The organism is Salmonella sp. 5800, assembly GCF_046558195.1.
In the GTDB taxonomy this organism is placed as follows: Bacteria; Pseudomonadota; Gammaproteobacteria; order Enterobacterales; family Enterobacteriaceae; genus Salmonella; species Salmonella enterica.
This window is the reverse complement of record NZ_JBGDOX010000014.1, coordinates 16,776-30,415: the sequence shown is the minus strand read 5'-3', so window position 1 is coordinate 30,415 and position 13,640 is coordinate 16,776. Positions and strand designations below refer to the sequence as shown.

General features: G+C 53.1%; 13 protein-coding genes. 2 read left to right on the top strand and 11 right to left on the bottom strand.

Annotated elements, in window-relative coordinates; genetic code table 11:
- The 11 genes from rffA to trxA all read right to left on the bottom strand — a co-directional run bounded on the left by rffA (position 1) and on the right by trxA (position 10,615).
- On the bottom strand, positions 1 to 1,131 hold the full coding sequence (gene rffA, locus ACLJZ5_RS20455) for a dTDP-4-amino-4,6-dideoxygalactose transaminase (protein WP_024798227.1): 1,131 nt from the start codon (positions 1,129 to 1,131) through the stop codon (positions 1 to 3).
- A 4-nt stretch (positions 1,132 to 1,135) separates the two neighbouring features.
- Positions 1,136 to 1,813, bottom strand: a complete 678-nt coding sequence (gene rffC, locus ACLJZ5_RS20450) for a dTDP-4-amino-4,6-dideoxy-D-galactose acyltransferase (protein ID WP_001145156.1) — start codon at positions 1,811 to 1,813, stop codon at positions 1,136 to 1,138.
- Positions 1,791 to 2,672 carry a glucose-1-phosphate thymidylyltransferase RfbA gene (gene rfbA, locus ACLJZ5_RS20445; protein WP_023185210.1) on the bottom strand — a complete coding sequence of 294 codons (882 nt, stop codon included), beginning with the start codon at positions 2,670 to 2,672 and terminating at the stop codon, positions 1,791 to 1,793. Before rfbA ends, rffC begins: the two co-directional genes overlap by 23 nt.
- A 32-nt stretch (positions 2,673 to 2,704) precedes the next feature.
- Positions 2,705 to 3,772 (bottom strand): dTDP-glucose 4,6-dehydratase, encoded by a 1,068-nt coding sequence (gene rffG / locus ACLJZ5_RS20440; protein WP_000822143.1) that lies wholly within the window; start codon positions 3,770 to 3,772, stop codon positions 2,705 to 2,707.
- Positions 3,772 to 5,034 carry a UDP-N-acetyl-D-mannosamine dehydrogenase gene (gene wecC, locus ACLJZ5_RS20435; RefSeq protein WP_000011236.1) on the bottom strand — a complete coding sequence of 421 codons (1,263 nt, stop codon included), beginning with the start codon at positions 5,032 to 5,034 and terminating at the stop codon, positions 3,772 to 3,774. The genes rffG and wecC overlap by 1 nt, the downstream gene beginning before the upstream one ends.
- Positions 5,031 to 6,161: a non-hydrolyzing UDP-N-acetylglucosamine 2-epimerase gene (gene wecB / locus ACLJZ5_RS20430; protein WP_024798226.1), complete on the bottom strand. Its 1,131-nt coding sequence runs from the start codon at positions 6,159 to 6,161 to the stop codon at positions 5,031 to 5,033. The genes wecC and wecB overlap by 4 nt, the downstream gene beginning before the upstream one ends.
- A 55-nt stretch (positions 6,162 to 6,216) precedes the next feature.
- A complete protein-coding gene (gene wzzE, locus ACLJZ5_RS20425; protein ID WP_000193417.1) occupies positions 6,217 to 7,263 on the bottom strand; it encodes an ECA polysaccharide chain length modulation protein in 1,047 nt (348 codons plus the stop codon).
- A gap of 11 nt (positions 7,264 to 7,274) precedes the next feature.
- Positions 7,275 to 8,378: a UDP-N-acetylglucosamine--undecaprenyl-phosphate N-acetylglucosaminephosphotransferase gene (wecA, locus tag ACLJZ5_RS20420; protein WP_000771937.1), complete on the bottom strand. Its 1,104-nt coding sequence runs from the start codon at positions 8,376 to 8,378 to the stop codon at positions 7,275 to 7,277.
- Positions 8,379 to 8,607: 229 nt separating this feature from the next.
- Complete coding sequence (gene rho / locus ACLJZ5_RS20415) at positions 8,608 to 9,867, bottom strand: transcription termination factor Rho (protein ID WP_001054532.1); 1,260 nt, start codon at positions 9,865 to 9,867, stop codon at positions 8,608 to 8,610.
- Between the two features lie 87 nt (positions 9,868 to 9,954).
- Positions 9,955 to 10,038 (bottom strand): rho operon leader peptide, encoded by an 84-nt coding sequence (locus ACLJZ5_RS20410; RefSeq protein WP_134820045.1) that lies wholly within the window; start codon positions 10,036 to 10,038, stop codon positions 9,955 to 9,957.
- Positions 10,039 to 10,285: 247 nt separating this feature from the next.
- Positions 10,286 to 10,615, bottom strand: coding sequence for a thioredoxin TrxA (trxA, locus tag ACLJZ5_RS20405; protein ID WP_001280776.1), 330 nt, complete (start codon positions 10,613 to 10,615; stop codon positions 10,286 to 10,288).
- A gap of 143 nt (positions 10,616 to 10,758) precedes the next feature.
- Here trxA and rhlB point away from each other — a divergent pair, with 143 nt between their 5' ends.
- Entirely contained in the window at positions 10,759 to 12,024 is a 1,266-nt protein-coding gene (rhlB, locus tag ACLJZ5_RS20400) for an ATP-dependent RNA helicase RhlB (protein WP_000047525.1), read from the top strand.
- 118 nt (positions 12,025 to 12,142) lie between these two features.
- Positions 12,143 to 13,624: a guanosine-5'-triphosphate,3'-diphosphate diphosphatase gene (gene gppA / locus ACLJZ5_RS20395; RefSeq protein WP_001089447.1), complete on the top strand. Its 1,482-nt coding sequence runs from the start codon at positions 12,143 to 12,145 to the stop codon at positions 13,622 to 13,624.
- The last annotated feature ends 16 nt before the right edge of the window (positions 13,625 to 13,640 follow it).

Below are 13,640 nucleotides of genomic sequence, written 5' to 3'. Positions count from 1 at the left end.
TCAGGAGAAATAATTTAGCAAGGTAGTAATCACCGTTCGTTGATCGACGGGCGCAAGGTTATAAAACAGCGGCAGACGCAACAAACGTTCGCTCTCTTTTGTGGTGTAGACATCGTCCCCGATAAACTCGCCGAATTTATCGCCCGCCGGACAATCATGCAGCGGAATGTAATGGAATACCGCCATGATTTCCGCCTCTTTCAGGAAATTAATCAGCGCGCTGCGATCGGCGATATCCCGCAGTTTGATGTAAAACATGTGGGCATTATGCCCGCAGTTTTCCGGAATAGAAGGCAGCTCGATACGCCCGGAGCGCGCCAGCGGCGTTAACGCATCGTAGTAAGTCTGCCACAGCGACAGACGCTGTTGATTGATACGATCGGCGGCCTCCAGTTGCGCCCACAGGTAGGCAGCCTGCAGATCGGACATCAAATAACTGGAGCCGATATCCCGCCAGGTGTATTTGTCCACCTGACCACGGAAGAACTGGCTGCGGTTGGTGCCTTTTTCGCGGATGATCTCCGCGCGTTCAATCAGCGTACGATCGTTGATCAGCGTCGCGCCGCCTTCGCCGCCAGCGGTGTAATTTTTGGTTTCATGGAAGCTAAAACAGCCGATGTGACCGATCGTTCCTAACGCGCGCCCTTTGTACGTGGACATCACGCCCTGGGCGGCATCCTCGACAACGAACAGATTATACTTATCCGCCAGCGCCATGATGACATCCATTTCACAAGCGACGCCAGCGTAGTGTACCGGCACGATAGCGCGGGTTTTATCAGTAATTGCCGCCTCAATCAGCGTTTCGTCAATATTCATCGTATCCGGACGAATATCGACAAACACAATTTTCGCGCCGCGCAGGACAAAAGCGTTAGCGGTGGAGACAAACGTAAAGCTCGGCATGATCACTTCATCGCCGGGCTGAATATCCAACAACAGAGCCGCCATCTCCAGCGATGCGGTACAGGAAGGCGTTAGCAACACCTTCGCGCTGCCGAAATGTTGCTCCAGCCACTGCTGGCAACGACGCGTAAAGCCGCCGTCGCCGCACAGTTTGCCGCTGCTCATTGCAGACTGCATGTATTCGAGTTCGGTTCCCACCACCGGCGGCGCATTAAAAGGAATCATGTTGTCACCTGTATAACCAGTACGCAGTGCTTTCGATGTTGGCACCGCTTTGTATGTAACGTTTAAGCGCGGCGGTGTTGCCCAACTGGGTCGCCACCCGCAATGTTGCTTTGCCGCGACTCTGCGCCCAACAGATCGCCGCCTGCATAAGTTCCGCTCCCGCGCCGCGTCCGGCCAACAGGCCAATGCGCGCGTCGGTATCATTCAATTCCCGCAGCGAGACGTAACCGCGGATAGCGCCTGTCTCTGTGCGAAGCACCAAGCATTGGTGATCAAACGTGCCGCGTACCGCATTCTCAATCCACTGGGCGTAAAAACGGGCGCTGGCGTCGGGCGCATACCACGGCGCGCGAAAACGACTCTGCGTAAACGCCTCTCCGGCCAACTGACGCAAAGCAGGAATGTCCGTAAGGTGTGCAATTTCCGCGCCATGCTGGTCGCGATGCCCTTTTACCGGCAACGCAAAATCCACTTCGCCTTCAACCAAAGAGAATCCCAGCGATTGCAACGCCGACAGCCAGGCGATGTTTTCAGCCGGCACTTTTACCTGCACGCGTTGCCACGCCTGCAGCGCTTCTGGCGTTAATTCGGGCGCTGAGGCATCGATACGCACAATGCCGCTATTCACGCCAAAGAACGTATTTTCCCAGAGTAACGGTTCAATACTGGCGCGGACGGGCACGGAGCAACTCCAGTAAATATTGGCCATAGCCGGTTTTTTCAAGCTGACTGGCGGCGCGTTTCAAACCATCATCATCCAGCCAGCCGTTGCGCCAGGCAATCTCCTCCAGACAGGCAATTTTGAAGCCCTGGCGCTTTTCCACCGTCTGCACAAAAGTGCTCGCCTCAATCAGACTGTCGTGGGTGCCCGTATCCAGCCAGGCGAAGCCGCGGCCCAGCAGTTCAACGGTCAGCTTACCTTCCTCCAGATACATCTGGTTGATAGAAGTGATCTCCAGCTCGCCACGTCCGGACGGTTTCACGCGCTTCGCATACTCAACGACCTTGCTGTCATAGAAATAGAGGCCGGTGACCGCCCAGTTAGATTTAGGCTGTTTCGGCTTTTCTTCCAGCGAGAGCGCGCGAAAATCATCGTCAAACTCCACGACGCCAAAGCGTTCCGGGTCCATGACCTGATAGCCAAATACTGTAGCGCCTTCGGTACGCGCCGCGACCTGACGGAGTTTGGGGCTAAAGCCCTGACCAAAAAAGATATTGTCGCCCAATACCAGGCATGAGGGTTCACCGTTGAGGAACGCTTCGCCAATGATAAAGGCCTGCGCCAGCCCGTCCGGACTGGGCTGCTCGGCATAATGTAAATCGATACCGAATGCTGCGCCGTCACCCAGCAAACGCTGAAAGTCGCGTTTATCCTCCGGCGTGGTGATGATCAAGATCTCACGAATGCCCGCCAGCATTAGCACCGATAACGGATAGTAAATCATCGGTTTATCGTAGACGGGCAGAAGCTGCTTTGATACGCCGCGCGTAATGGGATGCAACCGGGTACCGGAACCTCCCGCCAGAATGATGCCTTTCATTCGTTTCTCCTCCAGGAGTAAGAACCTGCCGTTTAGCGTTTCAGACCTAAGCGTTCGCCCTGATAACTGCCATCCTGCACGGGTTTCCACCAGGCCTCATTGGCGAGATACCACTGAACGGTTTTTCGCATCCCGCTTTCGAAGGTTTCCTGCGGCGTCCAGCCCAGCTCGCGGGCGATTTTCGACGCGTCGATGGCATAACGTAAGTCATGGCCGGGTCGATCGTCGACGAAGGTAATCAGATCGTGATAATTCGCCACACCCTGCGGTTTTTGCGGGGCCAGTTCCTCCAGCAGAGCGCAGATCGTCCTGACCACATCCAGATTTTTACGTTCGTTATGACCGCCGATATTATACGTTTCGCCCACCGCTCCGTTCGTCACCACGTGATACAACGCACGGGCATGATCTTCCACATACAGCCAGTCGCGAATTTGCTGGCCGTTGCCATAGACCGGCAATGGTTTACCCGCCAGCGCGTTCAGAATCATCAGCGGGATCAGTTTTTCCGGGAAATGGTAGGGCCCGTAGTTATTAGAGCAGTTGGTGACAAGCGTAGGCAAACCGTAGGTACGTAACCAGGCGCGTACCAGATGGTCGCTGCTGGCTTTGGAGGCGGAATAAGGGCTGCTTGGCGCATATGGCGTGGTTTCGGTGAAGAAATCGTCTGCAGTATGCAGATCGCCATACACTTCATCGGTGGAGATATGGTGGAAGCGGAACGCCGCTTTAGCGTCCGCGTCAAGCGCGGACCAGTAAGCGCGAGCGGCTTCCAGCAAGGTGTAAGTACCAACGATATTCGTTTCAATAAACGCCGCGGGGCCGTCGATGGAACGGTCTACATGGCTTTCCGCCGCCAGGTGCATCACGCTATCGGGCTGATACTGCTGGAAAACTCGCTCCAGTGATGCCCGATCGCAGATATCCACCTTCTCAAAGGCGAAACGGTCGCTTTGCGCCACCGATGCCAGAGACATCAGGTTGCCCGCATAGGTGAGTTTATCCACCACCACCACCGCGTCTGCCGTTTCATGGATGATATGCCGCACCACCGCAGATCCGATAAAGCCTGCGCCGCCGGTCACCAGAATCCGTTTCATCAGCGCCAGACTCCTTTGGTATCAACCACATAACGTTGATGAACCGCATCGCCGGGAATCGCTTTAAATTCGTCGTGATCGACCAGCATCACCAGCACATCGGCGGCGGCCAGCGCCGCGTCCAGTTTCGCCAGCGTGCAAAGTCCGTCCAATTTTTTCGGCAACTGACGGATATTCGGTTCGACGACCAGGGTTTCGCCGCTGTGCCAGCGGGCGATACTTTGCGCGATCCCCATCGCCGGGCTTTCGCGCAGATCGTCGATATTCGGCTTAAAGGCCAGCCCAAAACAGGCGATTTTCACTTCGCTGGCGCGTTTATCGGTGGCCGCCAGGCAATCTGCGACCGCGGCTTTTACCTGATCGACCACCCAGTGCGGTTTGCCGTCGTTCACTTCACGCGCGGTGCGAATCAGTCTCGCCTGTTGCGGATTTTGCGCCACAATAAACCACGGATCGACCGCAATGCAGTGCCCGCCAACGCCTGGACCCGGCTGCAAAATATTGACGCGCGGATGGCGGTTCGCCAGGCGGATCAATTCCCAGACGTTAATCCCCTGTTCGGCGCAAATCAGCGACAATTCATTCGCAAAGGCGATATTCACATCACGGAAGCTATTTTCCGTCAGCTTGCACATCTCTGCGGTGCGCGAGTTGGTGACAACGCATTCGCCCTCAAGGAAAATTTTGTACAGCGCGCTGGCGCGAGCCGAACATACTGGCGTCATACCGCCAATCACGCGGTCATTTTTAATGAGTTCCACCATCACCTGACCCGGCAGCACGCGCTCTGGACAATAGGCGATATTCACGTCGGCCTGCTCGCCCGCCTGCTGGGGAAAGGTCAGATCCGGACGCATCCCGGCCAGCCAGCCAGCCATTTGCTCCGTTGCGCCGACCGGCGATGTTGATTCCAGAATCACCAGTGCCCCTTTTTTTAATACCGGCGCAATGGATTTCGCCGCGGCTTCCACATAGGCCATGTCAGGGTCGTGATCGCCTTTGAATGGCGTAGGCACGGCAATCAGGTACGCATCGGCCTCGACAGGTGTCGTCGTCGCACGCAGAAAGCCGCCTTCCACCGCCATCTTCACCACATTGCCCAACGCCGGCTCCACGATGTGAATTTCACCGCGATTTATGGTGTCTACCGCATGTTGGTTGATATCCACGCCGATAACCTGCTTCTGGCGGGAAGCAAAAGCGGCCGCAGTCGGTAATCCGATATACCCCAGCCCAATAACAGAAATGGTCGTAAAACTCATAACGATACCCGATAACTTTTTAACGCCTGTAAAATGCGCGCGCATGATTGCCCGTCACCATAAGGATTATGGGCGCGGCTCATGGTTTGATATTCATTTTCGTCGTGCAGCAGACGCATAACTTCCGCCACAATGCGCCGGGAGTCCGTGCCGATCAGTCTTACCGTACCAGCGGTAATGGCTTCCGGACGCTCTGTGGTTTCACGCATGACCAATACCGGCTTACCTAATGACGGCGCTTCTTCCTGAATACCGCCGGAATCGGTCAGAATGAGCCAGGCGTGATTCATCAGCCAGACAAAAGGTAAGTAGTCCTGCGGCTCAATCAGTACCACGTTTTCAACATGGCCGAGGATACGGTTGACAGGTTCGCTGACGTTGGGATTGAGATGCACCGGATAGACAATTTGCACATTCTGGTTCGCGGCGGCGATTTCCGCCAGCGCCTGGCAGATATGCTCAAAGCCCTGACCAAAGCTTTCACGCCGATGACCGGTCACCAAAATCATCTTCTTATTCGCGTTGAGGAAAGGATACTGCTCGGCCAGTTCAGCCTGTAATGTATCGTTCGTCAGAACGCGATCGCGTACCCAGATCAGCGCGTCGATAACGGTATTGCCAGTGACAAAAATGCGCTCATCCGGAATGTTCTCCCGCAACAGATTCTGCCGCGAGTTTTCCGTCGGCGCAAAGTGGTACATCGCCAGATGTCCGGTCAGCGTGCGGTTTGCCTCTTCCGGCCAGGGGGAATAGAGATCGCCGGTTCGCAACCCGGCTTCTACGTGCCCTACCGGAATTCGTTGATAGAAAGCCGCCAGGCTGGTAGCAATCGTAGTGGTGGTATCGCCATGAACCAGCACCACATCAGGTTTAAAATCTGCCAGGATCGGCTTTAATCCCTCCAGAATTCGGCAGGTAATTTCCGTCAACCCCTGTCCCGGCTGCATAATGTTGAGATCGTAATCAGGCACAATAGAAAAAAGAGTTAATACCTGATCAAGCATCTCCCGATGCTGCGCAGTAACGCATACTTTGGCCTCGAAATGAGGATCTTTTTCCAGCGCATGGACCAGAGGCGCCATCTTAATGGCCTCCGGTCGTGTACCAAATACAGTCAGTACTTTCACATCGATTCTCTTCGAATAGACAGTAGGGGCCCAGCCCCCTACTGCAGAGGTGTTGCTAAATCGTGCGGCGACGGGTTAAGGCAACGCCCGCACCGATTAGCGCCCCAACGATACCCCACATAATCATCAGGAAGGCTCGGCGTGGGCTATCACGTTTTACCGGTTCTTCCGGCGTACGCAAATAACGATAGGTCTGAAAACGAGGGTCCAGGGTCGGCCCCACATTAAGCGTATTCAACATTGCCCGATTTTGAAAGTAGTCCAAATCGAACGCAGGGCCAACCGCTTGCAGATTTTCAAGACGCGCCTGCAACATAGGGCGACCGAGTAAAAAAAGCTCTGAGTCCGGTAATTCATCCGCCGGGACATCCGTCGCGCTACGAGAAATATTATGTTGTTCCGCAATTTTGAGCGCCTGCTCAATACTGTTTACACGACGTGAATAGATCGCTTTCGCAACCTCCTCCTGCCGTTTGACCTGGGCTTTCATCTGCACGGTACGCGCAGCCCAGGCACCTTTTAATTCATCATTCAGATGGCTCGCCGCCCGCTGGCTGGCGAATGCAACATACTGACGCAGCAAATTATTGGCGTCCGGCGCAGTTTCAGCAATCAGCTTCACATTGTCGTTGATGGCGCGTGTAAAATCGCCGGGCGTAAACTGTATGTTATTGATCAGTTCATCAAGCATCGCCGCATCAGCTTTGCTATTCCCGACCATTCGCTGCTTGTAATAGTCCGTCTGTAACCAGAAATCGCGACGCGTATCCCAGGAGGCAAGTTGCATGATGAACTCTTTATACGCTTCATCCATCACCGAGGGCTTATCGGAAGAAGAGGGATCGGTCTTAATATCCAGGTTGCGCAGAAACTGCTGCTGGGAGTAATAACCGCCCAACATATTTACGGTTGGGCGATCGGTGATCGCCGTCGCACTCCACTCCTGACGAGCAAAAAAGGTATAGGCTAACGCGATAAGGGCAAATAGCAGGCCAATGCCGATAATCCAGAATTTGCCAGCCCATAAAGTACGAAACAACCCGCGAATATCCAGTTCATTTTCAGCGCTCACCGCGCGTGCCCCCGGTAATGGTTGTGTCATCGTATCCTCATTTACTTGGTTAAGTTTGGCCGGTTCTCACGTTGCCTGCGCAGGCGACGCTTCACACGCTTAATAAATCTCGCCACCTTCCAGGCCCGCTTAATGCAGTAGCCATAGAGGAAGAATGCTAGCAAAAAGAGCACCAACATAACCCATTCAGGAACAAAATGAGAGTATTCTGCCGTTACGCCTACTCCCGCCAGAATCGCCGCTGCGAGCGTAATAAGAACAAATGCCTGGCGGGAAGTAAACCCTGCTCGCATAACCAAATGATGAATATGTTGGCGATCAGGGGAAAAGGGGCTCATCCCTTTACGCAGACGGCGATACATAATCGCCACCATATCCATCAATGGAATAGCGATAATCCATAGCGCGGTAACCGGGCTGATAGAGTGAGTTTTCCCCTGCGTCGTTTCCAGTAAAAGCCAGATGACGGTAAAGCCAATCAGTGTACTACCGGCATCGCCCATAAAGACTTTATAACGCCGCCCCAAAATACCGAGATTAAGCATAATGTAAGGCAGAATCGCGGCGATCATGGCAAAGCACCACATTGCCAGACTAGTCTGACCATCAAACCATAAAATCAGCCCCATCGCCGCAAATGAGACGCTGGATAACCCACCCAGCAGGCCGTCAATACCGTCCACCATATTGAAAGCGTTGATCGCCGCCCATACCGCAAACAGGGTAAGGAAATAGCCAAAGGGGCCAAGCACTAACTCCCAAGGCCCAAAGATGTAACCAAGGCTACCTAAGTGAAGTTTTGCGATAACCATCATTACAACCGCAATAACAGCCTGAACCACAGCACGAATTTTTACACTGATATCAAAACGGTCATCCATCGCACCAACAAAAACCAATACACCAGCGCAAATAAGATATAGCGATAAGTGCGGTATGTAGTAATCCGAGAGGCCAAACATAAAGCAGATTCCTGCAAACACAGAAATCCCGCCGACTAATGGGATAACACCCTGATGTCGTTTACGAAAGTTTGGTTTATCCACTAAACCAATTTTTATGGCTACTTTTCGCGCAAGAAAAATAAAAATGGTCGTGAATAAAAAAATACTGATTAGCTCAGATAAAGCGGTGAGTAACTTCACAGTGTATGTGCTCTCAGCATATATCATTTCCTTAAAGTATAATGCGTTACGCCAGCTCCTAGAAGAGACCTGTTAGAACATTACACTTTTTACCGCAAACAATGTGTATTGTGCATGGTGTTACTCTGTAGCGCATATCCCGATGACCAGTTTATATGACATGATGCTAAGATGAATCGCAAAACAAAAACGCCACGTAAAAACGTGGCGTTTTCAGGTAAAGACCAGGTTATGAGCGCTTCATCATCTCGAAAAAGTCGTCATTAGTTTTGGTCATCGCCAGTTTGTTAATGAGGAATTCCATCGCGTCAATTTCACCCATCGGATGGATGATTTTACGCAGGATCCACATTTTCTGCAGCTCTTCCTGAGTGGTGAGCAGCTCTTCTTTACGGGTACCGGAACGGTTGTAGTCGATAGCCGGGAAGACACGTTTTTCAGCGATCTTACGCGAGAGGTGCAGCTCCATGTTACCGGTGCCTTTAAACTCTTCGTAGATAACTTCGTCCATCTTGGAACCGGTATCGATTAGCGCCGTCGCGATGATAGTCAGGCTACCGCCCTCTTCCACGTTACGCGCCGCGCCGAAGAAACGCTTCGGACGATGCAGGGCGTTAGCGTCCACACCACCGGTCAATACTTTACCGGAAGCCGGCACCACGGTGTTATAGGCACGCGCCAGACGGGTGATGGAGTCGAGCAGGATGATAACGTCTTTCTTGTGTTCAACCAGACGTTTCGCCTTCTCGATAACCATTTCGGCAACCTGAACGTGGCGGGATGCCGGTTCGTCAAAGGTAGACGCAACCACTTCGCCTTTCACCAGACGCTGCATCTCGGTCACTTCTTCCGGACGTTCGTCAATCAGCAGCACCATCAGCACGCAGTCCGGGTGGTTATACGCGATGCTCTGCGCGATGTTCTGCAGCAGCATGGTTTTACCCGCCTTCGGCGGCGCGACAATCAGACCGCGCTGGCCGCGACCGATCGGCGAAGCCAGATCCAGAACGCGTGCCGTTAAGTCTTCGGTAGAACCGTTACCACGCTCCATACGCAGACGAGAGTTTGCGTGCAGCGGGGTTAAGTTCTCAAAGAGGATTTTGTTACGGGCGTTTTCCGGTTTGTCGTAGTTAACTTCGTTAACTTTCAACAGCGCAAAATAGCGTTCACCTTCTTTCGGCGGGCGAATCTTACCAGAAATGGTATCACCAGTGCGGAGGTTGAAACGGCGGATTTGGCTGGGGGAAACGTAGATATCATCAGGACCGGCGAGGTAGGAGCTGTCTGCAGAACGGAGGAAACCAAATCCATCCTGCAATATCTCCAGCACACCGTCGCCAAAGATATCTTCGCCACTCTTTGCGTGCTGCTTCAGGATGGCAAAAATAATGTCCTGCTTGCGCATACGGGCCAGGTTTTCCAGCCCCATACTTTCGCCGAGAGTGATCAGCTCAGAAACCGGCGTATTCTTTAATTCGGTAAGATTCATAATGGTGTGAGTTCTTAAACTTGGGGTAAATCTCGAACTTAATGTTGTGAATGGTATGGCAGGGTCATCCATGCCTGTTTACGGCTATCAACTCATGTCTGTTCGCTGTCTGGTCACAGGAAAGTACGCAGAACTGAAACGACAAGACGGAATGAGCGAAGAGCCAGGAATCTTTCCACTTCTCGTGCGAGAAAAAACGGGAAGTGACGGATAAAACCAGATTCAAACTTAATAAGGTATGTTTAATTCGAAGTCAATACTAACTTAGCACGACTCAGACCGGGCGTCCAGAGATCCTGACAATTTAAGAATAACGTAAGGACAACAGACGCCACGAAACTGCCTGATACCTTAATCATTCGTCGAATGACAGACGCCTGACCATACAGCGCCTTTGTCATTCGACGTATAAAAGGTATTACGCCAGATTGGCGTCGAGAAACTCTTTCAACTGACCTTTAGACAGTGCGCCTACTTTGGTTGCCGCCACTTCGCCGTTTTTAAACAGCAGCAGAGTCGGAATACCGCGGATGCCATATTTAGGCGCAGTACCTGGGTTCTGGTCAATGTTCAGTTTGGCAACGGTCAATTTGCCCTGATATTCGTCAGCGATTTCATCCAGAATCGGAGCGATCATTTTACACGGCCCGCACCACTCTGCCCAGAAATCAACGAGGATAGCCCCGTCCGCTTTGAGTACATCCGTGTCAAAACTGTCGTCAGTCAGGTGAATAATTTTATCGCTCATATATAACTCCACAGGAATAAGCCTGGCGTGTTGGTGTAGCATTAACCAACGAGGTGCTGATGTTAACTTCGCCAACAAAGGTTGACTTTATTTCACCGGATACGCTTTCGTAAAGCAATAGTAAGCTGATATTCTACCACACTATGAGCAAAACACATTTAACAGAACAGAAGTTTTCCGACTTCGCCCTGCACCCACAGGTGGTTGAAGCCCTTGAAAAAAAAGGGTTTTATAATTGTACGCCCATTCAGGCACTGGCCCTTCCGCTAACGCTGGCGGGTCGTGACGTTGCAGGGCAGGCGCAAACCGGTACCGGGAAAACGATGGCGTTTCTGACGTCAACGTTTCATTATTTACTTTCTCATCCCGCGATCGACGATCGCAAGGTGAACCAGCCGCGCGCGCTGATCATGGCGCCGACGCGTGAATTAGCCGTACAAATTCACGCAGACGCGGAGCCGTTGGCGCAAGCGACAGGCTTAAAATTAGGCCTGGCTTACGGCGGCGATGGTTACGACAAGCAGCTTAAAGTGCTGGAAAGCGGCGTTGATATTCTTATTGGTACGACGGGCCGACTGATCGACTACGCCAAACAAAATCACATTAACCTCGGCGCCATTCAGGTCGTCGTACTCGATGAAGCCGATCGCATGTACGATTTGGGCTTTATTAAAGATATCCGCTGGCTGTTCCGTCGTATGCCGCCGGCTGCGCAGCGTCTGAACATGTTGTTCTCCGCCACCCTGTCTTATCGGGTTCGCGAGCTGGCGTTTGAACAGATGAACAACGCCGAATATGTTGAAGTGGAACCGGAGCAAAAGACCGGCCACCGCATTAAAGAAGAGCTTTTCTACCCCTCTAATGAAGAGAAAATGCGTTTACTGCAAACGCTGATCGAAGAAGAGTGGCCGGATCGCGCCATTATTTTCGCCAACACCAAGCATCGTTGCGAAGATATCTGGGGACATCTGGCGGCAGATGGCCATCGTGTTGGTCTGCTGACCGGCGACGTCGCGCAGAAAAAGCGCCTGCGGATTCTGGATGAGTTCACCCGCGGCGATCTGGATATTCTTGTGGCGACCGATGTCGCGGCGCGCGGGTTGCATATCCCCGCCGTAACGCACGTCTTTAACTACGATCTGCCAGACGATTGTGAAGACTATGTTCACCGTATCGGTCGTACCGGTCGCGCTGGCGCCAGCGGGCATTCCATCAGCCTGGCTTGCGAAGAGTATGCGCTGAATCTGCCCGCTATTGAGAGCTATATCGGCCACTCGATTCCGGTCAGCAAATACAATCCGGAAGCGCTCATGAACGATCTGCCCAAGCCGTTGCGTCTGACGCGTTCGCGTCCTGGCAATGGTCCGCGCCGCGCTGGCGCTCCGCGTAATCGTCGTCGTTCAGGTTAAGAAAAGTTATGCCATACACAAAATCATTTAGCCTGTATCAAGGCGGCAAGAAAACAAATCCCGATGAGCTTAGGAAGAGTACGCAGCCAACACGGATACAGGTTGAAGGATGAAGTGTATGAATTCCACCTCGTTGTATGCCGCCATTGATCTCGGTTCCAATAGTTTTCATATGCTGGTCGTGCGCGAGGCGGCGGGAAGCATCCAGACGCTGACCCGAATAAAACGCAAGGTGCGTCTGGCCGCGGGTCTGAACAACGACAACCACCTTTCAGCCGAAGCGATGGAACGCGGCTGGCAATGCCTGCGTCTATTTGCTGAACGTTTGCAGGATATCCCGCAGCCACAAATCCGCGTGGTTGCCACCGCAACATTGCGTCTCGCCGTCAATGCGGGTGAATTTATCGCGAAAGCGCAGACTATCCTTGGTTGTCCGGTGCAGGTTATCAGCGGCGAAGAAGAGGCGCGGCTGATTTATCAGGGAGTCGCTCATACCACCGGCGGCGCAGATCAGCGACTGGTGGTGGATATCGGCGGCGCCAGCACTGAACTGGTTACCGGCACTGGCGCGCAAACCACGTCGCTGTTTAGCCTGTCGATGGGCTGCGTAACGTGGCTTGAACGCTATTTTAGCGATCGTAATCTGGCGCAAGAAAATTTTGATGACGCGGAGAAAGCCGCGCGCGATGTACTGCGTCCGGTCGCCGATGAACTGCGTTTTCATGGCTGGAAGGTCTGCGTGGGTGCCTCCGGCACCGTACAGGCATTGCAGGAAATCATGATGGCGCAGGGGATGGACGAGCGCATTACGCTCGCCAAACTGCAGCAGCTAAAACAACGCGCGATACAGTGCGGGCGTCTGGAAGAGCTGGAAATCGAAGGCCTGACGCTGGAGCGCGCGCTGGTTTTCCCAAGCGGGCTGGCTATTCTGATCGCGATATTTACCGAACTGAACATCCAGAGCATGACGCTGGCAGGCGGCGCGTTACGCGAAGGGCTGGTGTATGGGATGTTGCATCTGGCGGTAGATCAGGATATCCGCAGCCGCACGCTGCGAAACATTCAGCGTCGGTTTATCGTCGATACCGATCAGGCAAATCGCGTGGCGAAGCTGGCAGATAACTTCCTCAAACAGGTAGAAAATGCCTGGCATATTGAGCCTATCAGTCGTGAACTGTTGCTTAGCGCTTGCCAGTTGCATGAGATCGGTCTGAGCGTTGATTTTAAACAGGCGCCCTATCATGCCGCCTATTTAGTACGCCATTTGGATCTGCCTGGCTATACGCCCGCGCAGAAAAAGTTGCTCGCCACCCTCTTACTGAATCAGACCAATCCGGTCGATCTCTCTTCGCTTCATCAGCAAAACGCGGTACCGCCCCGTGTTGCGGAACAGCTATGCCGTTTGCTGCGCCTGGCGATTCTCTTTGCCGGTCGCCGTCGTGACGATCTGGTACCAGAAATTACGCTACAGGCGCTAAATGAAAATCTGACGTTAACCTTGCCTGGCGACTGGCTGGCGCATCACCCGCTGGGTAAAGAGTTGATTGATCAGGAAAGCCAGTGGCAAAGCTATGTACACTGGCCGCTGGACGTTCGCTAACCGTAGTCTGATTGCC

Bases quoted from the DNA above. Each gene is read 5' to 3' on its own strand.
- wecC (WP_000011236.1), bottom strand. From the start codon at position 5,034: ATGAGTTTTACGACCATTTCTGTTATTGGGCTGGGGTATATCGGATTA.
- wzzE (WP_000193417.1), bottom strand. From the start codon at position 7,263: ATGACACAACCATTACCGGGGGCACGCGCGGTGAGCGCTGAAAATGAA.
- rho (WP_001054532.1), bottom strand. From the start codon at position 9,867: ATGAATCTTACCGAATTAAAGAATACGCCGGTTTCTGAGCTGATCACT.
- rffG (WP_000822143.1), bottom strand. From the start codon at position 3,772: ATGAAACGGATTCTGGTGACCGGCGGCGCAGGCTTTATCGGATCTGCG.
- rfbA (WP_023185210.1), bottom strand. From the start codon at position 2,672: ATGAAAGGCATCATTCTGGCGGGAGGTTCCGGTACCCGGTTGCATCCC.
- gppA (WP_001089447.1), top strand. From the start codon at position 12,143: ATGAATTCCACCTCGTTGTATGCCGCCATTGATCTCGGTTCCAATAGT.
- rhlB (WP_000047525.1), top strand. From the start codon at position 10,759: ATGAGCAAAACACATTTAACAGAACAGAAGTTTTCCGACTTCGCCCTG.
- rffA (WP_024798227.1), bottom strand. From the start codon at position 1,131: ATGATTCCTTTTAATGCGCCGCCGGTGGTGGGAACCGAACTCGAATAC.
- trxA (WP_001280776.1), bottom strand. From the start codon at position 10,615: ATGAGCGATAAAATTATTCACCTGACTGACGACAGTTTTGACACGGAT.